The following is a 23,564-nucleotide window of genomic DNA, read 5'->3' on the forward strand; positions in this document are numbered from 1 at the left end:
GGCGCGAAGTAACGAAACAACTTAACAAGCACTTGTGATCTGTTTCGATGGATCAGGAAAACATGTCGGATACCAAATCTGAAAAAATCGTTCACGGAATGATGGCCGAGTTTACGACGGTCGATTCGTTGCTGAGCGCCTGCCGCCGCATCCGTGACGCAGGTTACACCAAGACAGACGCCTTCACGCCGTTTCCGGTACACGGGATCGACAAGGCACTGGGTATTAAACCAACCGTCCTGCCCTGGATCTGTTTCTTCGCGGGCATAACCGGAACCTGCATTGCCTTGACGATGGAGATTTGGATGAACGGTATCGACTACCGTTACATCATCTCCGGCAAGCCGTTTATCTCGCTTCCGGCGTTCATCCCTGTCGCCTTCGAACTGACGATCTTGCTGGCATCGTTCGGTGCCTTCTTTGGGATGTGGGCGCTCAACGGGCTGCCGCGATTCAGCAACCCCGTCTTCACCGATCCGCGATTTGATCGCGCAACCGACGACCGTTTTTTCCTGTATATCGACGCCAAGGACGACCGCTACGATGCCGCCGGTGTACGTTCACTGCTGACCGATACCGGCAGTGATTACATCAACGAAGTCGTCGAAGATGATTCTCCAAAGGCGGTGCCTCGGCCGATCTACATGATCTGGGGTGCGGCCGTCGCCGCGTCGATCATTCCGCTTCTGTGCGTCCTGTTGATGCGGGTGACCAACAGCAGCCAACCCCGATTTCACATCTTCCCGGACATGGACTTTTCGCCGGCGAAGGATGCCCAGCAAACGACCAGTTTGTTCGGTGATAATCGGGCGATGCGTCCAGACGTCCCCGGCACCGTCGCCCGCGGTCAGCTGATCGGATCGCTGGACGTGATGACCGGAATCGACGTCGATTCGCTGCAAGCGATGAACGCACCACGAGCCGAACGATTGGTTGCCGCGTTCATGCAAGACGACCAAGCCGCCGTCGCCGAAGAAGTTACCGAAGTGGCAACCGAAGAAGAAGAACAGGCCGAAGCAAGCGTAATGCAGACCACACCGTGGGTCAAAGACAACCCGCTGACGGTCGACCAAGCGTTGCTCTCCCGCGGTCAGCTACAGTTCGGTGTGTACTGCAGCGTTTGCCACGGGATGGATGGCCGGGGTAACGGTTTGGTGAATCAACGGGCCCAAGAACGCGGCTTTGACACCTGGGTCCCCCCGTCCAATATGCACGAAGACACGCTCTACAGTGACAAGTACCCCGACGGCAAATTGTTCTCGACCATCAGCAACGGGATCCGCAAGATGCCGGGCTACGCCGGGCAGATCACCGTTCAAGACCGATGGGCCATCGTGGCCTACGTCCGGGCATTGCAACTGAGCCAAAACGCGTCGCTCGATTCGGTTCCCGCGTCTCGCAAAGACGAAGTCAGCCAAGCGGTCGAATCGGCGAAGAAAGAATTGCAACGACAGGCCGAAGAAGCCGCGCAGGCCGCGGCCGCTCGAGAAGAAAAGTAAGCCAACCGCGATACGACCAGACACTCAATGACTCGCGCCGCGGTGCGAGTTTAAAACAACGACTGCCGCCGGCAGTCCATTCACGAACAACCTCGCTTCAGTACAGTTACTTCCAGTCCAAACATGTCTGAACACGCCGAACCGAAGTTTAAGCCAGCGGATAACCCGACGTTCAGTCTGCCGTCATCGTTGGCCAGTTTGCAATTGCCGCTGCTTGGCGGCGGGCTTGTGGCGCTGATCATCGGCGTGGCAATGGGCTTCGCCGCCGAAAGCGAAGACATGCCTAGGTTTGGTTTTTCGACCTACCTGACGGCGTACATGTATGTACTTACACTGTCGCTCGGATCGCTCTTCTTCGTCCTCATCCAGCATCTGGTGCGGGCAGGGTGGAGCGTCGTGATTCGGCGGATCGCGGAATGCTTCATGATCCTGCTGGTACCGCTAGCGATTCTGTTCTTGCCCATCCTATTCTCGCTGTTCTTTGAAGGACGCTTGTTCGTCTGGACCGACCCGAACTATGCCAGCGAGCATGGCCTGGACAGCAAGATGTGGGAGAACAAGCAGATGTTCTTGAACGCGCCGTTCTTCATCGGCCGCGCGATCTTTTACTTCGTCGTCTGGGGTGGACTGGCGGTTTATTACTGGCGTGGCAGCACCAACCAAGACGAAACCGGTGAACGCGCCGCGACCGATCGGATGCAATATTGGTCCGGCCCCGCCGTCATGGCATTCTCCTTGACGACGTCCTTTGCCGCCTTCGATTGGGGCATGAGCCTTGCCCCGATGTGGTTCTCCACCATGTTCGGTGTCTATATCTTTGCCGGTGCGATCTTAAGTGCCCATTGCTTGATCACCGTCGTGACCTATGTGCTGCAGCGTCACGGCGCGATCAAAGATGAAGTGTCGGTGGAACACTACCATGACCTCGGAAAATACATCTTCGGGTTTGTCGTTTTCTGGACTTACATTTCGTTCAGCCAGTATTTGCTGATCTGGTACGGAAACATCCCCGAGGAAACCGAGTGGTTCTACGCCCGTCAGCGGGGTCTTTTCGGCGGACTATCGCTTGTCTTGATCCTTCTGCACTGGCTGGTGCCTTTCCTGGGGACGATGAGCCGCCATGTTCGCCGTCGCCCCGGTTTGATGGCATGCTGGGCGGTTTACATTCTGGTCATGCACGCGGTCGATATTTACTGGATCATCATGCCGGAAGCCCGTCATTTGGTTCACGGCAACATTCCTTCGATGGGCGGAGCGGTCGGCTTGATCGCCAGCGTGCTATCGATTGTCGGGATGACCGCCTTGTTCGTCGGTCTCGGTTTGCGAGTGGCCAGTGGTAACCGCGTGATCGCGGTCCGCGACCCACGCCTGCGTGAATCGATCGTGTTCGAGAATTTTTAGGACGTTTTAAGACAAGAGGGAGCAGGACAGCACGTCGCATCACGCTGTTTTCGCCTCCGCAGTTCGGCCTTATCCCGATAGAATCAGACAGACAAAGCCATGGCTAAATACGACGACCTAGATACCCGCCAGATTTTCGTCATCGGAATCGGTTCCGTACTTGTGACGATCGTCACCATTTTGGCGGTTCAATACGTGTATTACCTGCTGGTCGACGCCCATCAAACGCAATTGCAGGCCGACAGCAGCTACAGCCGACAAAACCAGATTTTGACTGACCAATCCGAAAGCATCTCTCGCTACGGTGCAGACCCGGCGACCGGCAATGCGATCATTCCGATCGACAAGGCGATCGAAGAGGTCATCAAAGGGGCGAACTCCGAAACACACGCTGATGAAAACGAAAGCGAGTCAACCTAATTATCGACGGCATGCATTGAGACCAATGCGCGTCGCTGGTTTCAACACAATCGCCATCCTGGCGATCGTGCTGCACTTGTGCGCCGGTACGACAGGCTTGACACCGTCGGCGTCGGCACAGGGAGCATTTGGCGATAGCAGCGACGTGAATCTGAACGACGGACTGCCCCGCGAAGCCGAAGGCATCACCGTCGATCAAAATTTGGGACAACAGGTCCCGCTGTCACTTCCATTGATCGATTCGAACGGAAAATCGCTCAAAGTCGGCGATGTCATTGACGGTACGGTCCCAACGATCGTCACCATGAACTACAGCAACTGCCCAATGTTATGCAGTGTGCAACTGAACCAACTAACGGCGTCACTCAATCAGCTGAAACTGAAACTCGGCGAAGACTTTCGAATTTTGACGGTCAGCATCGATCCGACCGAATCGACGGAGCGAGCCGCAGAGACAAAGGCAAAATACGTCGATGAAATTTTGAATCAACCATTGGCGAACCGCGGCTGGACGTTTGCGACCGCAAAGCAACCGGTGATCACCAAACTCGCCGACGTGTTGGGGTTTCGGTACCGATACGACGAATCGATTCAACAATACAACCACCCGGCGATGCTGGCATTCGTTTCGCCCGAGGGCGTGATTACCCGTTACTCACTTGCATTGAACTTCCCGGCCGATCAATTGCGTCTGGCACTTGTCGAGGCGGGCGAGGGAACGGTCGGGAACGCCGTCGATCAATTCATCATGTGGTGCTACAGCTATGACCCAGACTCAAATTCGTACACGCCGCAAGCATGGCGCATCATGCGATTGTGCGGTGCGGGTTTTATCGGTGTCATGCTTGCCGCGTTGGTGCCCTACTGGGTCGGCCGCAAGGGCGGACCGCAATCGGACGCCGCGGGGGCCACTGATTCAGATGCCGAAGGCGGCCCGTCTGTAGTCCCCCATTCGAACGAACAATAAATCAAACTCACCTTTCGAAATGTTGAATATGATTCCTGCTGCGATCATGCCGCTTGCGGACTACACCGATAGCAAGCTGTCGTTCTTTCCAGAGTCGGCATCGACGTTTTCGTCGGATTCTGACTGGATCTTCTACTTCATCTCCATCGTCGCGTTGATCTTTTTCATCGCGATCGTAATTGCCCTGTTTGGGTTCACGGTGAAGTACAAGAAAGCGAAAGGCATGGCTGCCGAAAGCCAAACCGATCACAACACGACGATCGAGTTGGTTTGGTCAATCGGTCCTTCGTTCCTGTTGATCGTGATGTTCTACTTCGGTGCCCAAGGCTACCTCGCCCACCGCACGATTCCCGAGGGCTCTTACGAGCTTGGCGTCGATGCTTACAAATGGGGCTGGGGAATCAATTACGGCAAGTTTGTCATTCACCCTGAATTGCACGTCGTCGCTGGCGAGCCAACGAAGTTGACGATGACCAGTAGCGATGTCATCCACAGTCTTTACATCCCCGCGTTCCGCGTCAAAAAAGACATCGTTCCGGGGCGGTACAACTACATGTGGTTTAAGGCGACCAAGCCAAGCGAAAAGGTCGTAACCGACGAAGAGCTCGAACAGTTGGCAGCCAAAGACGCCGAGACAAATGCCAGTTGGAACTATGACGAGCGTCAGTTCACCCCCGACGGGTACACCTTCTACGATTTGTACTGCACCGAATATTGCGGAACGAATCACTCCGAAATGCAAACCGTCGTCGTGGTCCACGAAACCCGCGCCGACCTTGACGCCTGGATCAAGAAATACAGCAAACGGGCATCAACCGAGTCGCCCGCCAGCTATGGCCAAAAGCTGTATGAACGACGTGGTTGCAAGACCTGTCATTCGATCGACGGTACCAAAGTCGGCTACGTCGGCCCGACTTGGAAGGACTTGGCCGGGACCTCCCGACCGCTTGCAAATGGCGACGAAGTTCTCGCGGACGAAAACTACCTTCGTGAGTCCATCCTGAATCCGAAGGCCAAGATCGCCGCGGGTTATCAGCCGGTCATGCCCAGTTACAAAGGGCAACTAACCGACGACGATATCTACAGTCTCGTCGAATATATCAAGTCACTCAGCGAATCCGGCTCCGGTGGTGAAGCCGAAGCCGATGCCGGCGAAGGCACCGAAGAAGACACGTCGCCCGGGGCGAATGACGAACAAGCCGGTGATGAAGCCGCACAATAGTCCACCCAGGACTGCCGCAAGGGCAGCTGGTGGCGACCAAATTCCAAAACAATTTAGAAGCACAGCGAATTCACGTTAAACTCTTTCTCGCACCCGACTTGTCGGCAACGCAAGGCGAACCGAAAGAGCCAATCGTTCGAGGTACACAATGTCTGTTGGATCAGTCCCAGCCGGATACGAAGTGAAGGATCCGGGTTACCCGACTCCCGAAGAGAACTACCTGACCAACTCGCGCGGCTTGTTGACCTGGGCGTTCACCCTGGACCACAAGCGGATCGGGGTGATGTACCTCGTCGGGGTCTCGGTGTCATTCTTGGTCGCCGGCCTGCTGGCGCTAGGGATTCGACTGCACCTTTTTGCGCCCGAAGGCTGGTTGTTCAACAACAGCTTTTTCAAGTGGCTTGCCCCAGACAAGGCTCCCAACGACATCTACAACCAGGTGTTCACCCTTCACGGGGCCATCATGGTGTTCCTGTTCATCATCCCGAGTATTCCGGCGGCACTGGGGAACTTCCTTGTTCCGGTGATGCTAGGTGCGAAGGACGTCGCTTTTCCAAGACTGAACCTCAGCAGTTTCTATCTCTGGGTAGCGGGTGCGGTTTTCTTCGTCATGGCGTTGCTTGCCAGCGGATTAGATACAGGCTGGACGTTCTACACGCCGTACAGTACGACGACCGACACCTCGGTGATCATGGCGACGACCGGGGCGTTTATCCTCGGCTTTAGTTCGATTTTTACCGGACTTAATTTCATTGTCACGATCAACACCATGCGTCCTCCGGGGATGACGTGGTTCCGTATGCCGCTTTTCCTGTGGGCGACATACTCGACCAGTATCATCCAGGTACTCGCCACGCCGGTCCTTGGGATCACGTTGTTGCTGCTGATCGCCGAGCGAACCATGCACATCGGGATTTTTGATCCCGAATACAACGGCGACCCCGTCACCTACCAACACTTCTTTTGGTTCTACAGCCACCCGGCTGTTTACATCATGATTCTGCCTGCGTTTGGCGTGATCAGTGAATTGATCAGCGTCCACTCGCACAAGCGAATCTTCGGTTATCGCTTCATCGCTTACTCGTCGATCGCGATCGCATTGCTGGGCTTCCTGGTTTGGGGGCACCATATGTTTACCGCCGGGATGGGTCCGATGACGACCATTATCTTTAGTGCCTTGACGTTTACCGTTTCGGTGCCTTCGGCGATCAAAGTGTTCAACTGGCTTGCGACGATGTACAAGGGGGCAATCAGCCTGACGACCCCGATGTGCTACGCGATCGCGTTTATCTTCTTGTTCACGATCGGTGGTTTAACCGGGTTGCACCTGGGAACGCTCGCGACCGACATGCACTTGCACGACACCTATTTCGTCGTTGCCCACTTCCACTACGTGATGGTCGGCGGAACGTTGGTCGCATTTCTAGGAGCCGTCTTCCACTGGTGGCCAAAGATGTTTGGCCGGATGTACAACGAACTGTGGGGACAGATTTCTGCGGTGATCGTTTTCCTAGGGTTCAACCTGACATTCCTGCCACAGTTTGTTCTTGGTAGCCGTGGGATGCCGCGACGATACGCGACCTATGACCCAGAATTTGCCGGCCTGCACGCGATGAGCACCTGGGGAGCGTTGCTATTGGGCGTCGGGTTGTTCGTCGCCCTGATCGTTCTGTTGGTATCGCTGTTCAAAGGCAAGAAAGCACCCGCCAACCCATGGGGAGCGGCAACGCTTGAGTGGGCCTGCACCTCACCACCGCCGTTCTACAACTTTGAACGAGCCCCAGTCGTAGGCGATCCCTACGAGTTCGGCGATATTCAGTGGGACGGAGCTTCGGATCGTTACGTCAAGGTCGAACCGAAGCGAGAGACCATTCCGACAGAAAAACCCTCGGAAAGTCCAGCACACGCCGGGGAGTGATCCCGGGCTTTATGAAACAATTACCGCATTGAACTGGTGATGCATCGAGCCTGCCCGAGGGGGCGTTCGAATCGTCGCATTGGGATGACGCCTTGGAGGCGCACCTGATATTCTCTGCCTTTCCACCATTCACATTTCCCCTGCACGGTTGACTCTACTGATGGCTACCACTGATGCCGGGCACGCCGCCACGGCCGACCATTCAGCCGATTCACATGGTCACGATCACGACCATCCGTCGTACCTCGCCCACCACTTCGATACCCCAGAGCAACAGTTCGATAGTGGCAAGCTGGGAATGTGGATTTTCCTGGTCACTGAAGTCTTATTCTTCAGCGGAATGTTTTGCGCCTACGCGATCTTTCGGGCTTGGCGTCCGGAGGTGTTCGAAGGCTGCAGCCAGTTTTTGAACACCAAACTCGGTGCGATTAACACCGGCGTCCTGCTATTCAGCTCCTTCACGATGGCTTGGGCCGTTCGTGCTTCGCAGCTCGAAGAGCACAAAAAGACAGCCATCTTGATCGCGTCGACGCTCAGTTGTGCGATGATCTTTTTGGGTGTCAAGGCGATCGAATACTCGCACAAATGGCACATGGGCTTGCTGCCTGCCGGATTGTTCAGCTACGACCCGAACAATCCGCACCCCGAAGGTGGACCGAATTATCTGGCCTACATCTGCGCCCCGTTTGCGATCGCGACCGTGGGAATCGCAATCTGGTTGGTCGTCAGCTTCGTTCGGGGCGCGAAGTTCCAATTCGCCGTTGCTAAACCGATCCTGGTTGTCTTCTTGTGCTTCTTCGTCGGTGTCGGCCTTGGTACCATTCTTGAGTCTGGTTCCGGTGGTGAGCACGCCGCCCACGCCGAAGGCGAGCATCACGACGCTAGCGAACACAGCGCGGATGAACACCACGCAGATGAACACAGTGAGGGCGAGCACGCGTCCGAAGAAGCATCCGTTGCCGAAGCTTCCCCGGCCGAGTCAGGAGAAGCAATCTCTGGTCTGGTCGCCCCGGGCGCAATGGTCGCCAGTGATGACAACCTGAACGTTGTCAAACGATTGGCATCGGACAACACCAACACGGGCTTGCAGAGCGAACTCGCCGCACGCCAAGCCCAAGACGAGATGTCCTACGGGGCAATCACGTACAACGTCAGCGATGATAGCTCGGCGACAGTTGCGTCGACAGAAGACGACGTGATGCGTAAAAGTCGAGCGGGTGTCTTCTTCAGCATTTACTACTGCATGACCGGCGTCCACGCGATCCACATTCTCGCGGGGATCGGTGTTTTGATTTGGTTGCTCGTCAGGGCAATGCGAGAAGACTTCAACAAGAACTACTTTGGTCCGGTTGATTACGTCGGTTTGTACTGGCACTTGGTCGACTTGATTTGGATCTATCTCTTCCCGTTGATGTACCTGATTCGATAAGGCCGACCGGCAGTCCCGCGGCCAGCCAACGTTTTCAACAAGCCAATTTCACTCGCGAACTATCTAAATACTCACCATGTCAGCACACGAAGGCTCACGCGAAGGATACGATTTCGCGCACCCGTTGCCATTGCCGCTGTTGTTCGGTGTCTTTGTCGCCCTGACTGTGCTGACGGTGATCACCGTGTTCCAAGCGAATTTTGACCTGGGCAGCTATGACATCATCGTCGTGATGATCATTGCCTCGATCAAAGCGTTGCTGGTCGGCGCGTTCTTCATGCACTTGGCATTCGATAAGCCAATGAATGTGATCTGGTTCACCGGATCATTTGTGTTCGTCGCCTTGTTCATCATCTTCACGCTGTTCGACAACCGAGCATCCCATAAAGACGACATCCCGGTTCTTAACGATACCGTAGCAGCCGCGTCCGCCGAGGGTTAGCGTTCCATCGTCATCCGATCGATGGTCGACGCTGTGCGGAAGAACCAAGAAGCTTTCTTTTAATCGGACATGCGCCGTCGAGATTCAATGTTTTGATTCGGCTCATCAGCCGACGTCCGTTAGCCCGGTTATTGCACTGAAATCGCGGCTAATGCCATGCCGCTAATTCTAGAACCGAGCTTGAACGAAGCATTAGTCCATTGACCAAGGGCTGCTTTCACTTGGAAGGCAGCCTTTTTTTGTGCGCCGATGGCTTGCTAAGCATTCATCATTCGCCAAGCGACGCCCGCAGTTCCGCCTCGTCATCGGTGTTAATGGCTTTGAAGACATCCCAGGCCGGTTTGGGCTTTCCGATCGGATGGCCGGCGGATGGTAGTCCGCGAAGCCCCAACCGAAGCCCACCTTCGTTAGGGTGGTCGACCGGTCGGTGATAGTCGTACGCCAGAATCGACGGGCATTGCCGCAGAATCTCCCACGTCTTTAACAGAGCGATCGACTGCGTCCTCAGTTGCTCCGGCTGATCCTCCACGGCGTGATAGCCCTGTTCGCTGCAGATCACCGGACGTACGCTGAAATCTTGCTTTCGCACTTCCGAACGATGCATCCATCGGTCTAACACCGTCAGATTTTTCATTGTGATTAACGGTGTCTGGTCTGTCTGATCGAGATGTGTGTCGTTCCAAAAGTCGGCGTTCCAAAGACTTTGAGGGTAAGGATGATAGGCGACCCCCCAAGCAAACTCTCCGTGTTGCTTCGTGTCTTCGACCAAGCGTGAAAGCATGTCTCGCGGCGGATAGGTCTTCCATGGCAAACAATCCGTTGCATTCCAGCGATGGGTGAGGGAGATAAAAACGTGCGCATGTGGATTGTGCTTCCGAGTCACCGCGTCGATCAATCGCATCGAACGCAGGTAATGATCAGTAAACACATCCATCGGCTGCTCTCCCATGTTGGTCCATTGCCACCCATAGTCGACTTCGTTGTGCGCAATCCAGTGGTCGATCCGGCGATCTGGATTTGCTCCGCCGTAGCGTTCCGCCAAAACCTCTAAGATGGCGGCGTACAGCCGAACGGATTCGCGACTGGTCAGGTTTGGCATGGTGTAACTGCCTTCGTCGCTGGCTTCGGGATGCGTTAGGCTGCCCGTCTCGTTTTCATCTGACCTGCCCTCAGGATGAATAAGCAGAATTCCTGCGACCACACAGCCCGCTTTTCTCGCCCGTTCAATGTTGCGGTCGTAACCGACCAGACGCTGCTCATTGACCCACCATGTCTTTCCAGCGATCGACCGCTTCTCCCATCCTTGCCTGGGCGATGCGCTTACAAGTCGGTTGAGCAGCATGTTGACCGAAGCATGTTTCAAACCAAGGTCACGAAGCATCTGTGAACTAAACCGCGTATCGACACAGGTCAAACCTTTGGCTGCGTGCAATTTCGGCGGCGCGTTGCGCCGAACGTTCGTCGCGATCTCCGGATAGACCTCGGCGGAAATCGGTTCGTAGCCGCCATCGACGAGGCTAGCCAACTGCAATCGTGTGCCGGGCAGCCAGTCTTGCCCGCCGATGGCTAGCTCCATTTCGAACTCACCCGTTCCGACAGCCTTTTTGACTGGCCAAACTTTCCCGTCGGATCGCCTCTCAATCGGATTGGCTGCAATTTCATGAGGCTCACGAGCGACGATAACCACCGCCCCATCACTCGGTGGCCCCTGCCCGACGACGATCATTCGATCACCACTAGGGCGGACTCGATTGATGGTCGCCGGCCATGAACGAGAGTGATGGTCGGCGATCCGTTTCGCGAGTTGTTCTTTGGCGACCCGACGCTCGCGAGCGGTACGCTGCAAAGCCTCTTCGTGGTCACTGATCGGCCGGATGATCGCTCGGCGAATATTCAACCGCACGTCAGGGCGAGCCCCCAAGTCGACTCGAACCGAAATGGCATTCGAAGCTGGCAATTGCTCGCCCAGCAGCTCATTTAAATTGACGGTGTAGCGCGTCCAGCCTTCCGCCTTTGGAACCGGTGGCAAATGCCAAATCGGAGACAGGCCGGCATTGTCCCCCATCCGCCATTCCAAGTGCTTGATACCGGATGGGCAGAAGTATTCTGCTTCCAGAATCCAATCGCGTGACTTCGATGGCAACGACGGCAGTCGAAACCAAACGAATGGGTCGGTGCCTTGAGTCCGAAACGTGACCGCTTGTTGATTGCCGACCGAGCGTTCATGCGTCAATTCGACATGATGATTGCGATGAGCGAGCTCATCCAAATCCAAGGCAAACTGCTGGCCGCTCGCGTTAAGATTTGCAAGCAGGATGACTTGGCATCCTAGACAGAGGGCCGCACCGCCCCACGTTTCGATTCTCATAGAGTCCACGTTGATTTCGCTGAGTGATGATCAGCGAAAATCTTAGCAGATCGGTCGAACGTGCAATCGATCGTCTTCGGCACGCAGGACGTTGGCGTGAATCAACTGTCCTGGTTCAGTTCCGATCGCATCGGTGACAAACTCGGCGGCGGCATAGCGGCACGTTGTCCCCCGCACAACCGTTTGGTTCGGCGAGGATTGCAGCGACACCATCCGCTTTGTTGACTCAACCAACAACTGCACCGGCTCGCCGACCAGGCTGCCATAATATTCGCGTCGCAGCTCCGCTTCGAGTTCACCGAGCCGACGGATACGATCTTGCTTGACGTCACCGTGAACTTGGTTGGGCATTTCGGCGGCGGGTGTTCCACGCCGGGCGCTGAACGGAAACGCGTGGATTTTCGAAAAGCCAGCGTTTCGGCAGGTCTGGATCGTTTGCTCGAACTCTTCGTCGGTTTCACCGGGAAAACCTGCGATGATGTCCGTCGTGATCGCGGGCTTGACGAGCGATTCACGTAACAGCCGGCAGCGATCGAGAAACATTTTGGTTCCCCAGCGACGCCGCATCCGCCTCAAGACTGAATCACTTCCGGCCTGCAAACAGAGATGCAGGTGCGGAACGACGCGGTCAGCATATTCGTTCATCACGGCGATCAAGCTGCGTGTCACTTCGGTCGCCTCGATACTGGAAAGCCGAATCCGGAAGTCACCGGGCAATTCGCAAAGTTGCTGAACAAGATCAGCCAACCGTGTCCAATCTTCTCGTGGCTTGTTTCGATTCCAATCGACGCCGTAGTGGCCGAGATGAATTCCGGTGAGCACGACTTCGCGGTGTCCGGCTTCGGTTAGTCGTCGAACCTCATCGACGATATGGTCCAAGGGGCGTGATGTGAGCGCTGGCCGGACGTGTGGGATGATGCAATAGCTGCAACGCAGCAAACAACCGTCTTGGACTTTGACATAGGCCCGATGCCGCCCCGAGAATCCATCCAGTCCCGTGGGGACATCGACGACGCCAAAGCGTGTCATCAGATCAGGCAATTCGCGTTTGTCGGTGACCACATCGACAACGCCGGGCAGCGCCGCGACTTCGTCGGGTGCGCGCGTCGCGTAGCATCCCATCACGACGATGCGGGCATTGGGATTGTCGCGTGACATTCGACGAATGACTTGCCGGCTTTTCGCGTCGCCCTGATTGGTCACCGTGCAGGTATTGACGATGCACACGTCGGCTTGGTCACCCTCATCGCAATCGGAAAAGCCGACTTTTTGAAGCCCTTGTCGAACGAGTTCAGTTTCGTATTGGTTGACTTTGCAACCGAGCGTGGTCACTCGCAGTTTTGCGGTCATGAAAACTTGTCGCTGTTTATCCTTCGACCGGTTCGATCGTCGCGGACATACTGCCCTTGCAACGCGGAATTAGGTCGTCTTTGCCAAAGGCGTGAATCTGGTCTCGTTTTAGTTCGGCATGTTCCAGGGTGGTGGTCAAACAAATCGCCTTCCCCCGAAAATCAACTTCGGTCGCGATCTCGAACCCCTTTTCGACCGGGTGGCGGAACAGTTTCCGCATCATCATGACGACGTATTGATAGCTATGATCGGAGTCATCCCAAAGGATGACGTTGTACATCGGTTGGCGTTTCGGCTTCGTACGTTTCTTATTTTTGGTCGCCGTCTTTTCTTCGGTGGTCGGCTCAGCCACCACGACATCATTTTCTGACATACTCGAGTCAATGCTCCCTGCTGGGCTTTCGGCCGGGTCGCACGCATTCCGGTGTGTGCAAGAGCACGGACCGGACCCAGGCGGCGAACGTCACCGTTGGCCCTCTGTTACTAACCCCAAGCCGGCTCTATTGTAGCGCCCCGTGTGAGTCACGGCAGACCCTTTTTTCGAAGCATTGCCGCGTTTTTTGCCTTTGCCAAACCACTCGCACAGGCACACCACTGAACCCCAACCGTGAAGGTCCGATGTCCAACGACGAAGCTTTCCACGATCTGCTCGCTCTATTGCAATCGAATTCACAGCAATCCCTTGACGACTTGGTGGAATGGCTGCGGATTCCGAGCGTGAGTAGTGATAGCGGTAAAATCGCCGAGGTTCGCCGCGCCGGTGATTGGGTCTATGAAAAGTTCAGTGCCGCGGGGCTGCAAACACGGATCATCGAAACCGAAGGGCACCCGTTCGTCTTTGCCGAAACCCCCGCCGTGGATGGCCAACCCATCGTGTTGGTTTACGGCCATTATGACGTCCAACCCGCCGAACCCCTGGAGGATTGGATTTCAGGGCCGTTCGACCCGACCGTTCGCGACGGCAACCTTTACGCGCGCGGGGCGACTGACGACAAAGGCCAAGCACTGACGCACATTCAAAGCGTTTGCCAATGGCTCGCCGCGGGTAACCCGCTGCCGCTGCAAATCAAATTTTTGATCGAAGGCGAAGAGGAAGTCGGAAGCGGCAACCTGGAACGATTGCTACCCGAGTTGGCCGACGAGCTGGCTTGCGATTGCGTCGTCATCAGCGACAGCGGTCAATATGCCAACGGGCAACCGGCAATTACCTATGGCTTGCGAGGCATCGCGACCTACGAATTGCATGTTCAGGGACCCAGCCAAGACCTGCACAGTGGCTCGTTCGGTGGTGCGGTGATGAACCCAGCGATCGCTCTCTGCAAAATGATCGACTCCATTGTCAACGGCGACGGTGTGATCCAAATCCCGGGTTACTATGACGCCGTGCAACCGCTCTCCGATTCCGAGCGACAGCAGTGGCGGCAATTGCCACAGACGGACGAAGCATTCGCGGCCGGCGTTGGCGTCAACGAACTCTTCGGCGAAAAAGGCTACTCGACCGACGAACGCCGCTGGGCTCGCCCGACGTTTGATGTCAACGGATTGACCAGCGGCCATCAGGGCGAAGGAGTCAAGACGATTATCCCGGCGGAAGCGTCCGCAAAACTCAGCTTTCGTTTGGTTCCCGATCAAGATCCGGTCAAGCTGACGGAACAACTCGAACAACACCTCCGCAATCACACGCCCCCCGGCGTGACTTGGAACTTGAAATCCGATCACGGCGCTCCCGGAATGCTGGCCGCGACAGACACACCTTTTGTCGATGCGGCCAATGTCGCGATCGAAGCGGCGTTCGGCACCAAACCGGTGATGATTCGCGAAGGTGGCTCGATCCCAATCGTGACCCGATTCCAAGAAGTTCTCGGATGTGATTGCTTGCTGCTCGGCTGGGGGTTGTCCGACGACAACGCCCACAGCCCCAACGAAAAATTCTGCGTCGCGGATTTTCATCGCGGGATCGAAGCCTCCGCTAGGCTCTGGCACGAGATCGCAAAACGGGCACAATAACGGCCCGGCGCCGTTTCGCGGCAATCCGCCCGGTCTGGGGAATCATCCCAACCCTGTCGACATCTTCCCTGCAACGCTTTCCCGATAACTGACCCAAAATGCTCGATCGCAAGTTCATCCTGCAAAATCCCGACTTGGTTCGCGACAACTGCGAGAAACGTGGCGTCCCCTGCGATATCGATCAGCTCGTCACGCTCGAATCACAGCGGATGGAGCAATTGCAATTGGCTCAGGAGCTCAACCGACAAGCCAACGAGGTGAGCAAGTCGATCAAAAGCGCCAGCACCGACGAACGCCCAAAAATCATCGAGCGTGGACGGGAACTTCGTCAACAAAAAGACGACGCGCAAGCGAAGTGCGACGAGCACGAAGCGGCGATTCTCGAAATCCAAAAGCAAATCCCCAACCTCACCCATCCTGACGTCCCTGCCGGTGGTGAGGACGACGCCAAGGAACTCGCGTTCGGCAAGACACCCAAGCCCGAGTTCGATTTCACACCGCTGGATCACTTGCAACTCGGCGAGAAGCACGACTTGTTCGATTTCGAAGGTGGGGCGCGCGTCGCCGGCGCGGGCTTTTACTTCTTACGCAACGCCGCCGTCCGTTTGGACCTGGCGCTGCAGCAGTTCGCCGTCTCGTACCTTTCCGGCAAAGGCTTCACCCCGGTCTCGACCCCCGACTTGGCACTTACGGAAGTGCTGCAAGGCACCGGTTTCAATCCCCGTGGCCCCGAAACACAAATCTACAGCATCGAAAACACCGAACTGAATCTGGTCGCAACCGCCGAAATCACCTTGGGTGGGATGATGAGCGGCCAAACGGTTCTCGATCAAGAATTGCCGCTCAAACTTTGCGGTCTTAGCCATTGCTTCCGGACCGAAGCCGGTGCGGCGGGACGCGCGTCCAAGGGCTTGTACCGCGTGCACCAATTCACCAAAGTCGAGATGTTCGCGTTCACGTTGCCCGAACAAAGCGACGCGATCCATGAAGAGATGCGTGAATTGGAATGCGAAATCTTTGACGCCCTGGAAGTTCCCTACCGCGTGATCGATACGGCAAGTGGTGATTTGGGCGGCCCCGCCTATCGCAAGTACGACCTCGAAGCCTGGATGCCGGGCCGTGGCGAGGTCGGTGCTTGGGGCGAAGTGACCAGCACCAGCAACTGCACTGACTATCAATCACGGCGTCTGAACGTGCGTTACAAGACCGCCGGTGAAAAGGGCACCAAGTTCGTTCATACGTTAAACGGTACCGCCATCGCCACCGGCCGAGCGATGATCGCCGTGCTGGAAAATCACCAACGTGCCGATGGTTCGATTGCCGTTCCCAAGGCGCTCCAGCCCTGGATGGGATGCGAAGTAATCGAAGCCGCGTAAGGGTTCAAGTTCGACACGTTGCGGACGCCTTGTCGATTTGACAACTTGTAGCGGGCCTCTTGCGAGCCGGCGGCGCTAGCCGCGGACCCTGCTTTTTGCACGTTCTTGCGGCTTAGGCCCGATGCTAGGGCGTTCGGTTCAAGGTTTGTTGAATGAATCGCATTGAACGGTTCATCGACCGGCCGACGGGCATTCTCCCAGGTTTGCGCGGAAGAACCGCATGCTATGGCGTTTGCGGCTAATAAAATCAACCAGCCGTTCATGAATTCCGCCGCCGCACAACAAAAACCAATCGCAAGCACTCGTCGGAACAGCGGACACTCAACTCTATCCATCGCGGAGAATTCTCATCGGCTATAATCGCGCCGCCACGTACCTTTCTTCCCGCCACGATATTTCCGATGCCCAAGCCAATCCTATCGCTGCTGCTGCTGACGCTGATCGCCGCACCGAACGCGTATTCGCAAACTCCGACATTCCCGGAAACCGATTGGCCTTGGTGGCGTGGTCAGACACGACAGGGCGTTGCCTTCGCGGCGAAGTCACCACCGACTCGGTGGAGTGAAGAGGACGGCGTGGCTTGGAAAACGCCGATTCCGGGACGCGGACACGGCGCCCCAATCTTGCTCGGCGACCAGATCTTCTTGATCACCGCCGACGAATCACGACGTGTTCAATCCTTGCTCTGCTTAGACCGCAACAGCGGAAAACAACTTTGGGAAACCGTCGTTCATCAAGGCGAGTTTTACAACGTCGGCAAGCGTGAAGCGAATCAAAAATCGTCGTGGGCTTCATCGACACCGGCGACCGATGGCAAACGCGTGTTCGTCAACTTTTATTGTGACAAAGCAGTTTACACCAGCGCCGTGGCGCTCGACGGCGAGCTGCTGTGGCAACAACGACTTTGTGATTACGAAATCCATCAAGGTTATGGATCGTCACCAGCAATCCACCAAGACCTAGTCATCAGCTCGGCCGACAACAAGCTTGGCGGTGTGGTCGCGGCGATGGAACGCGAAACGGGGGAGTTCGTTTGGAAGCACCAGCGCCCGGAGCTGCCAAACTATCCTTCGCCCATCATCCTGAATGTCGCCGGCAAGGACCAGGTGATCATGACCGGATGCGACTTGGTGACCAGCTTGAACCCACGTACCGGCGAGGTGAACTGGGAAATCGAAGGTGCGACGACAGAGTGCGTGACATCGACGGTGACCGATGGGACCCATGTTTTCACCAGCGGCGGCTATCCCAAAAACCATGTCTCGGCGGTCGTCGCCGATGGATCGGGAAAAATCGCTTGGGAAGTCAACACACGCAACTATGTGCCTTCGATGTTGGAGAAAGATGGCTACCTATACATGTCGCTCGATGCCGGTGTCGCGACCTGTGTCGATGCCAAGACCGGCGAAACGATGTGGAAGAGCCGCCTCGGCGGCACCTTCACCGCGTCGCCCGTGCTGGCCGGCGGAATGATCTATGCGACCAATGAAGAAGGCGAAACCTTCATTTTCAAAGCGGACCCAGACAAGTTTGAACTGATCGCAGAAAACAAATTGAATGGCACCACATTCGCTACGCCGGTGATCTGCGACGGAAAAATTTACCTTCGCGTGGCTAAGGCTGGCGATGGACAGACGCAGGATTATCTGTACTGCATCGGACCATCAACCGCATCGCCCTAAGCAGTTGAACCCGAATGAATCGGCTTAAGTCATTTCATTCTCCCCGCGTCGTCGCAAGCTCCTCCGCGACCCTCCCGGAGGAAGGATGAAGTCATAAACGCCTGTTAAATCAGTGGTTAAAAACTGCACGACCTCCTAGCGGGAGGGTGTGATCCGGATGCTTCACCCCAAAGACTCGTGTTTACCTGCTTTGCGTGCGGCTCGCCCCCGGACTGGAACTTTACTTCTGGTCCTTCGCTTCCGATTCATCCGTCCCCGAAGGTTTCGGTTGCGGATCGTCGGAACTCGGTTCCTCGACCGACGGTTTCTTCGCTTGCTCACCAAGCTCGGTCTGGTTTGCCTTGGCAGCGACCTCGTCATTCGTCGTAGGTGCCCCAGGACTGGTCGACTGGACCGTGGTCTGTTCGGGCAGCGTAAGTTGCGTCGTCGCCTTCGCAAATCGACGAAGTACGACATAGAAAACCGGGGTGAAGAACAATCCGAACAAGGTGACTCCCAACATCCCGCTAAAAACGGCGGTCCCCAAAGCTTGCCGCATTTCTGCACCGGCCCCGGTAGCGATCACCAGAGGAATCACGCCCAGGATGAACGAGAACGCCGTCATCAAGATCGGGCGCAATCGCAATCGGCAGGCTTCGACCGCTGCGGCAAACCTGTCTTTGCCTTTGTCCTCTTCCGCTTTGGCAAATTCGACGATCAAAATCGCATTCTTGCACGCCAACCCTACCAGAACGACAAATCCGATCTGAGTCAGGATGTTGTTGTCCATCCCGCGAAACCAGACGCCGTAGATCGCACAGAGCAAACACATCGGAACGATCAAGATCACCGCCAGTGGCAGAAGCCAGCTTTCGTACTGGGCTGACAGGGCGAGAAAAACAAACAAGACACAAAGCGGAAAGATATAGAGCGCCGTGTTACCCGCTGCTTTCTGTTGATAAGCGATATCAGTCCATTCGTATCCAAACCCTGGTGGCAAATGCTCATCGGCCAATTGTTCCATCCGCTTGATCGCTTGGCCACTACTGAATCCCGGTGCGGTATCGCCGTTGATATCCGCGGCGGGGAAGAGGTTGTAACGCACGACCCGATCGGGGGCGGTCGTGCTTCGCATGGTGACCAGTGAACCGAGCGGTACGACCGAACCATCGGCACTTCGTGTCTTTAGCTTCACGATGTCGGATTCTTCGTCGCGAAACTGAGCATCCGCCTGGGCGGTCACCCGATAAGTCCGACCGAGGAAATTAAAGTCATTGATGTAGGCAGATCCCAGATAAACCTGTAACGCTTCGAAGACATTCTCCATCGGAACGTTCATCATGCGAACCTTGGTCCGATCGATATCGGCATACAACTGGGGTGTCCCGGAACTGAAGTTCGTAAACACTTGAACCAGCCCCGGTTCTTTTTGTGCTTCGGCTACGAGCTTATTCGTCGCTTCTTGGAGGGCATCCAGTCCGGCGCCGGATTTATCCTGGACCTGAAACTTGAAACCACCTCCGGTGCCGATTCCTCGAACCGGCGGGGGTTGGATCGCGAAGACCAATGCCTCGTCGATCGCGCTAATTTTCTTCCGCATATCAGCTAGGACGACATCCATCGTCCGCCCGCGTTTCGCTCGTTCTTTTGCATCCTCCAGGACCGGGAAGATCGCCGACGCGTTCGAACTACGCGCACGCGTGGCTCCGGAAAAGCCGACGAACGAAACGGCGTCTTCGACCCCGTCGACTTCGAGGGCAAGCTCGGTCGCCAGTCGTGTCACTTCATCGGTCCGCTCCAAATTGGCCCCCGGCGGCCCCTGGATCGCGATGATCAAATACCCTTGATCTTGTGCGGGGATGAAGCCTCCCGGGACTTGCCGGAAACCGACGTAGGTCAAACCGAGCAAGCCGACATAGACGATCAACATCAACGCACTGACGCGGATGATTCGTGAAATCGTTCCCGCATAGGCATTTTCTGCGAACGAAAACGATCGATTAAACAATCGAAACGGCCAGCCCAAAACTCGGTCAATCAATCGTCCGAGTTTGTTCTTTGGCAAATCATGTGATCGCAGCAACAACGCACACATGGCTGGTGTCAACGTCAGCGAAACGAACGTCGAAATCGCAGTCGATACCGCAATCGTAATCGCGAATTGCCGATAAAACTGTCCGCTAATTCCCGGCAAGAATGCCGTCGGCACGAACACCGCGATCAACACCAAGGTCGTCGCGATCAGTGCCGAACCGACTTCATCCATCGCCTTGCGAGTTGCCTCGCGGGGCGACATACCTTCGGCGATCAAACGCTCAACATTTTCGACCACCACGATCGCATCATCGACGACGACACCGATCGCGAGCACCAGTCCGAACAGCGACAGGTTATTCAAACTAAAACCGATCGCTTGCATCAGGGCAAAGGTACCAACCAGCGAAATCGGGATTGCGATGACGGGAATGATCGTCGATCGCCAGTTCTGCAAAAAAATGAATACGGTCAACACAACCAGCAAGCCTGCTTGCCAGAGCGTCGTAAAGACTTCGGAGATCGATTGCTCGACGAAAGCCGTCGGGTTGTAAATGACTTGATGCTTCAGGCCGGGAGGGAAACTCTTGCTGAGTTCGTTCATCTTGCTCAAGATCCCATCGGCGGTCTCGATCGCGTTCGAACCGGGGCGTTGGAACATCGCCAACGCGACTGCATTTTTTTCCTTGAGGTAACTGCGCACAGAGTAGTCAACGGCGCCGAGTTCGACGCGGGCGACGTCGCTCAATCGGACGATTCTCCCGTCATCACCGGATTTCAGAATGATGTCGCCGAATTCCTCCGGGGTTTGCAACCGCCCCTGAGTGTTGACGTTCACCTGGAAAGCGTTGGCCGGTTCGATCGGTTGCTGCCCGACAACACCGGCGGCAACTTGGATGTTCTGACCACGCATCGCAGCGACGGCATCACCGGCCGTCATGTCCAACGCGGCCAGCCGATCGACATCTAGCCAAACACGCATGCTGTACTCGGTCGCACCGAAGACCTGGATATCGCCGACACCATCCAGACGTGCGAGCTGATCACGTATCTGCAAGTAGGCATAGTTACCGATGTAAAGCTGGTCGCGGGAATCATCGGGCGAAAACAGGTGGACGACCAGCATCAGGTCGGGAGAACTTTTCCGGGTCGTCACACCGATCTGACGGACCTCTTGAGGCAACCGCGGTTCGGCGATCGAGACACGGTTTTGGACCAACACTTGTGCCTCGTCGACATCAGTGCCCAACGCAAACGTCACGGTGATCTGAAGGGACCCATCCGCGGTCGCTTGCGATTCCATGTACAACATGTTGTCGACGCCGTTAATCTCTTGTTCGAGAGGCGTCGCAACGGTCTTAGAAATCGTATCCGCCGTGGCCCCGGGATAGCTGGCCTGGACCGTTACGGTCGGCAACGCCACCTCGGGATACTGGCCGACGGGGAGCTGAAAGTAGCTGATGGCCCCAACCAATACGATCAGCGTCGAGAGGACCGTCGCGAAAATGGGCCGGTCGATGAAGAAATGAGGGAGCCTCATGGATTGCTCCTTGGCAGTTTATTCGCTGCCGAGTCCATCGCCAAAGGTTCGTCGTAAAACGTGTCGTTCGACTTCACACCAATCGGAGCGTCGGCCGGGGCGCGGGTCAACCATTGGTCTTCAGGAACAGGCGAGTAGGAGTCCGGTAGAGAGCTGGTTTTCGGCTGTAAGGTCTGCTCCGTGGCGGCGACCTTGACCCCATCGAAGATCCGCTGCAAACCGCTCGTCACGATTCGCTCGTCTCCCTCCAAGCCATCGCGCACGATCCGCAAGCCGTGTGACATCGCCCCAAGTTCAATGTTCTTTCTGACAATGGTTTCATCCGGGCCGACCACATAAACATACTTTTGCGATTGATCGCTGATGACCGCACTGTCGGGAATCATGATCGCGTCATAGCGGCCACTACCGGGCAAACGAACCTTTGCAAACAGACCAGGTGTTAATAATCCCTGCTCGTTTTTCAGGATCGCCCGGCCGCGCATCGTTCCGGTGTTGGGATCGATGCGGTTGTCAACAAAGTCCATGTGCCCTTGGTGCGGATATCCCTGCTCGTCGATCAACGAAACAAAGACTGGATTCTTGACGTTCCTCGAACTCTCTCGCTTGCCGGCGTTGGCTAGGCGAACGTACTTCAAAAACTCTTGCTCGTTCGCATCGAAGTAAATATGGATCGGCGACACTGAAACGATCGTCGTCAGTAGTGTCGACATTTCGCTTCCGCCGCTAATCAAGTTGCCTTCGGTGACCAGGCGACGACTGATCAATCCCGTGATCGGTGCGCGAATCTCGGTGTACTGCAAGTCTAATTCGGCAGAGGCCAAGTTGGCTTTTGCGGTCTCGATCGCGGCCGTTGACGTCGCGATCGCGGCACGAGCTGACTCAATTTTTGCGTTGGAGGCTTCCAAAGCGGCGGTCGCTTGCAGAGTCTCACTACGACGTACTTCCACTTCTTCGTCCGAAATCGCTCTTTGCTCGGCCAGTTGATTCGCTCGGTTTAAGCGCGACGTCGCCAGCGAAAGCTGTGCCTCGGTGTCCGCTTTTTCAGCAACCGTTTGCTGCAGCACCGACTCGGCTTCCTTCAAACCAGCTTTCGCTTCTTGCAACCGCGCCTTCGCCGCATTGACCTCGGCTCGAAACGGCCGTGGGTCGATGATCGCCAACAGATCACCCGCATTGACCATGTGCCCTTCTTCGAAGTGAGTTGATTGCAGATAACCACCCACCCGCGAACGAATTTCGACTGAATCGATCGCATCAAATCGGCCGGTGTATTCATCCCACTCGACGATCGGCATCATCACCGGCTTGGCGACCGAAACGGGGGTTGCCGGAACTTCGGCAGAGGGATCTGTTGACGGAGGAGACTCCTCCTGACGGCATCCTGCCGCGACGACTGTCATGGCAAGGACTAGAGCAATTCCTGGTTTCATTATCTCAATCGCTTGTGTCTAAATTCGGTAACACCTGGGGTTACTTCTCCGTCAGCCAGCGCTTACACCCCCATCGGAAAAGTTTTCTCGCGGTGCGAATACTTCGATGAAGGGATCGGTAGAAAAGCGCAATGCCCAATGAACAGCGTTACCGACAGACTCGCAAAACAACATTTACGCAGCGATCTCTCCCGCAAACCGACGCTTAGTCCCAGAAGATGGACGACGGGGCAAACCACAATTCAAATTGCGTCTTTCCTGCCAATCCGTCTCTCGTGCGAGCCCTGCCCCTAAAGCAGGCCGGATTAAATCTGATTTCGAAACCGGCACCGTGCCTTAGTTCTCTGTTCCGTTTGAAAGCACTGGTTCGCCTCATCAGCCGACGGACGTTAGCCACGGTGATTGCATTGAATCCGTGGCTTACGCCTTGCGGCCAATCCGAATTTCAAAGATTGGCGAAGCACTAACTTGCCACTTTTCTTGCACGAAAGACGTTC

Annotated in this window: 16 protein-coding genes; 11 read left to right on the forward strand and 5 right to left on the reverse strand. The window is 55.9% G+C overall.

Going from position 1 to position 23,564, the window contains the following annotated elements; all coding sequences use genetic code 11:
- Positions 1-62: 62 nt before the first annotated feature.
- From FYC48_RS21600 to FYC48_RS21635, 8 genes are all read left to right on the forward strand, one after another.
- On the forward strand, positions 63-1,499 hold the full coding sequence (locus FYC48_RS21600; protein WP_149498875.1) for a quinol:electron acceptor oxidoreductase subunit ActD: 1,437 nt from the start codon (positions 63-65) through the stop codon (positions 1,497-1,499).
- Between the two features lie 123 nt (positions 1,500-1,622).
- Positions 1,623-2,900 (forward strand): hypothetical protein, encoded by a 1,278-nt coding sequence (locus FYC48_RS21605; RefSeq protein ID WP_149498876.1) that lies wholly within the window; start codon positions 1,623-1,625, stop codon positions 2,898-2,900.
- Between the two features lie 99 nt (positions 2,901-2,999).
- Positions 3,000-3,320 carry a hypothetical protein gene (locus FYC48_RS21610; protein ID WP_149498877.1) on the forward strand — a complete coding sequence of 107 codons (321 nt, stop codon included), beginning with the start codon at positions 3,000-3,002 and terminating at the stop codon, positions 3,318-3,320.
- Positions 3,295-4,287 carry an SCO family protein gene (locus FYC48_RS21615; RefSeq protein ID WP_235034357.1) on the forward strand — a complete coding sequence of 331 codons (993 nt, stop codon included), beginning with the start codon at positions 3,295-3,297 and terminating at the stop codon, positions 4,285-4,287. Before FYC48_RS21610 ends, FYC48_RS21615 begins: the two co-directional genes overlap by 26 nt.
- Before the next feature lie 19 nt (positions 4,288-4,306).
- Entirely contained in the window at positions 4,307-5,509 is a 1,203-nt protein-coding gene (locus FYC48_RS21620) for a cytochrome c oxidase subunit II (protein WP_149498879.1), read from the forward strand.
- 148 nt (positions 5,510-5,657) lie between these two features.
- The gene (locus FYC48_RS21625; RefSeq protein ID WP_149498880.1) at positions 5,658-7,427 is read left to right on the forward strand and encodes a cytochrome c oxidase subunit I; all 1,770 of its coding nucleotides are present in this window, start codon (positions 5,658-5,660) and stop codon (positions 7,425-7,427) included.
- Positions 7,428-7,587: 160 nt separating this feature from the next.
- Complete coding sequence (locus tag FYC48_RS21630) at positions 7,588-8,856, forward strand: cytochrome c oxidase subunit 3 (RefSeq protein WP_149498881.1); 1,269 nt, start codon at positions 7,588-7,590, stop codon at positions 8,854-8,856.
- Between the two features lie 76 nt (positions 8,857-8,932).
- On the forward strand, positions 8,933-9,298 hold the full coding sequence (locus FYC48_RS21635; protein ID WP_149498882.1) for a cytochrome C oxidase subunit IV family protein: 366 nt from the start codon (positions 8,933-8,935) through the stop codon (positions 9,296-9,298).
- 268 nt (positions 9,299-9,566) lie between these two features.
- On the opposite strand, the gene FYC48_RS21640 is transcribed toward FYC48_RS21635, so the two are convergent.
- Genes FYC48_RS21640 through FYC48_RS21650 form a run of 3 tightly spaced genes read right to left on the reverse strand, consistent with a single transcriptional unit; the run spans position 9,567 to position 13,389 of the window.
- Complete coding sequence (locus FYC48_RS21640; RefSeq protein WP_149498883.1) at positions 9,567-11,666, reverse strand: DUF5722 domain-containing protein; 2,100 nt, start codon at positions 11,664-11,666, stop codon at positions 9,567-9,569.
- 42 nt (positions 11,667-11,708) lie between these two features.
- Positions 11,709-13,016 (reverse strand): tRNA (N(6)-L-threonylcarbamoyladenosine(37)-C(2))-methylthiotransferase MtaB, encoded by a 1,308-nt coding sequence (mtaB, locus tag FYC48_RS21645; RefSeq protein WP_149498884.1) that lies wholly within the window; start codon positions 13,014-13,016, stop codon positions 11,709-11,711.
- Between the two features lie 16 nt (positions 13,017-13,032).
- On the reverse strand, positions 13,033-13,389 hold the full coding sequence (locus FYC48_RS21650; protein WP_149498885.1) for an ATP-dependent Clp protease adaptor ClpS: 357 nt from the start codon (positions 13,387-13,389) through the stop codon (positions 13,033-13,035).
- 245 nt (positions 13,390-13,634) lie between these two features.
- Between FYC48_RS21650 and FYC48_RS21655 the strand changes: the two genes are divergently transcribed.
- The 3 genes from FYC48_RS21655 (at position 13,635) to FYC48_RS21665 (ending at position 18,081) form a co-directional block, all read left to right on the forward strand.
- Positions 13,635-15,023, forward strand: coding sequence for a dipeptidase (locus FYC48_RS21655; RefSeq protein ID WP_149498886.1), 1,389 nt, complete (start codon positions 13,635-13,637; stop codon positions 15,021-15,023).
- Between the two features lie 98 nt (positions 15,024-15,121).
- Positions 15,122-16,399 (forward strand): serine--tRNA ligase, encoded by a 1,278-nt coding sequence (gene serS / locus FYC48_RS21660; RefSeq protein ID WP_149498887.1) that lies wholly within the window; start codon positions 15,122-15,124, stop codon positions 16,397-16,399.
- Between the two features lie 401 nt (positions 16,400-16,800).
- The gene (locus tag FYC48_RS21665) at positions 16,801-18,081 is read left to right on the forward strand and encodes an outer membrane protein assembly factor BamB family protein (protein ID WP_149498888.1); all 1,281 of its coding nucleotides are present in this window, start codon (positions 16,801-16,803) and stop codon (positions 18,079-18,081) included.
- 220 nt (positions 18,082-18,301) lie between these two features.
- Here FYC48_RS21665 and FYC48_RS21670 read toward each other — a convergent pair whose 3' ends face one another.
- Entirely contained in the window at positions 18,302-21,634 is a 3,333-nt protein-coding gene (locus FYC48_RS21670) for an efflux RND transporter permease subunit (RefSeq protein WP_149498889.1), read from the reverse strand.
- The gene (locus FYC48_RS21675) at positions 21,631-23,037 is read right to left on the reverse strand and encodes an efflux RND transporter periplasmic adaptor subunit (RefSeq protein WP_149498942.1); all 1,407 of its coding nucleotides are present in this window, start codon (positions 23,035-23,037) and stop codon (positions 21,631-21,633) included. The genes FYC48_RS21670 and FYC48_RS21675 overlap by 4 nt, the downstream gene beginning before the upstream one ends.
- Positions 23,038-23,564 lie beyond the last annotated feature (527 nt).

Origin of the sequence: Roseiconus lacunae, from assembly GCF_008312935.1 — a bacterium.
GTDB lineage: Bacteria > Planctomycetota > Planctomycetia > Pirellulales > Pirellulaceae > Stieleria > Stieleria lacunae.

What these genes read in the sequence shown, in the direction of transcription:
- FYC48_RS21605 (WP_149498876.1), top strand. Translation starts at nt 1,623, where the DNA reads ATGTCTGAACACGCCGAACCGAAGTTTAAGCCAGCGGATAACCCGACG.
- FYC48_RS21620 (WP_149498879.1), top strand. Translation starts at nt 4,307, where the DNA reads ATGTTGAATATGATTCCTGCTGCGATCATGCCGCTTGCGGACTACACC.
- mtaB (WP_149498884.1), bottom strand. Translation starts at nt 13,016, where the DNA reads ATGACCGCAAAACTGCGAGTGACCACGCTCGGTTGCAAAGTCAACCAA.
- FYC48_RS21665 (WP_149498888.1), top strand. Translation starts at nt 16,801, where the DNA reads ATGCCCAAGCCAATCCTATCGCTGCTGCTGCTGACGCTGATCGCCGCA.
- FYC48_RS21615 (WP_235034357.1), top strand. Translation starts at nt 3,295, where the DNA reads ATGAAAACGAAAGCGAGTCAACCTAATTATCGACGGCATGCATTGAGA.
- serS (WP_149498887.1), top strand. Translation starts at nt 15,122, where the DNA reads ATGCTCGATCGCAAGTTCATCCTGCAAAATCCCGACTTGGTTCGCGAC.
- FYC48_RS21675 (WP_149498942.1), bottom strand. Translation starts at nt 23,037, where the DNA reads ATGACAGTCGTCGCGGCAGGATGCCGTCAGGAGGAGTCTCCTCCGTCA.
- FYC48_RS21640 (WP_149498883.1), bottom strand. Translation starts at nt 11,666, where the DNA reads ATGAGAATCGAAACGTGGGGCGGTGCGGCCCTCTGTCTAGGATGCCAA.
- FYC48_RS21655 (WP_149498886.1), top strand. Translation starts at nt 13,635, where the DNA reads ATGTCCAACGACGAAGCTTTCCACGATCTGCTCGCTCTATTGCAATCG.
- FYC48_RS21635 (WP_149498882.1), top strand. Translation starts at nt 8,933, where the DNA reads ATGTCAGCACACGAAGGCTCACGCGAAGGATACGATTTCGCGCACCCG.
- FYC48_RS21670 (WP_149498889.1), bottom strand. Translation starts at nt 21,634, where the DNA reads ATGAGGCTCCCTCATTTCTTCATCGACCGGCCCATTTTCGCGACGGTC.
- FYC48_RS21625 (WP_149498880.1), top strand. Translation starts at nt 5,658, where the DNA reads ATGTCTGTTGGATCAGTCCCAGCCGGATACGAAGTGAAGGATCCGGGT.
- FYC48_RS21630 (WP_149498881.1), top strand. Translation starts at nt 7,588, where the DNA reads ATGGCTACCACTGATGCCGGGCACGCCGCCACGGCCGACCATTCAGCC.
- FYC48_RS21610 (WP_149498877.1), top strand. Translation starts at nt 3,000, where the DNA reads ATGGCTAAATACGACGACCTAGATACCCGCCAGATTTTCGTCATCGGA.
- FYC48_RS21650 (WP_149498885.1), bottom strand. Translation starts at nt 13,389, where the DNA reads ATGTCAGAAAATGATGTCGTGGTGGCTGAGCCGACCACCGAAGAAAAG.
- FYC48_RS21600 (WP_149498875.1), top strand. Translation starts at nt 63, where the DNA reads ATGTCGGATACCAAATCTGAAAAAATCGTTCACGGAATGATGGCCGAG.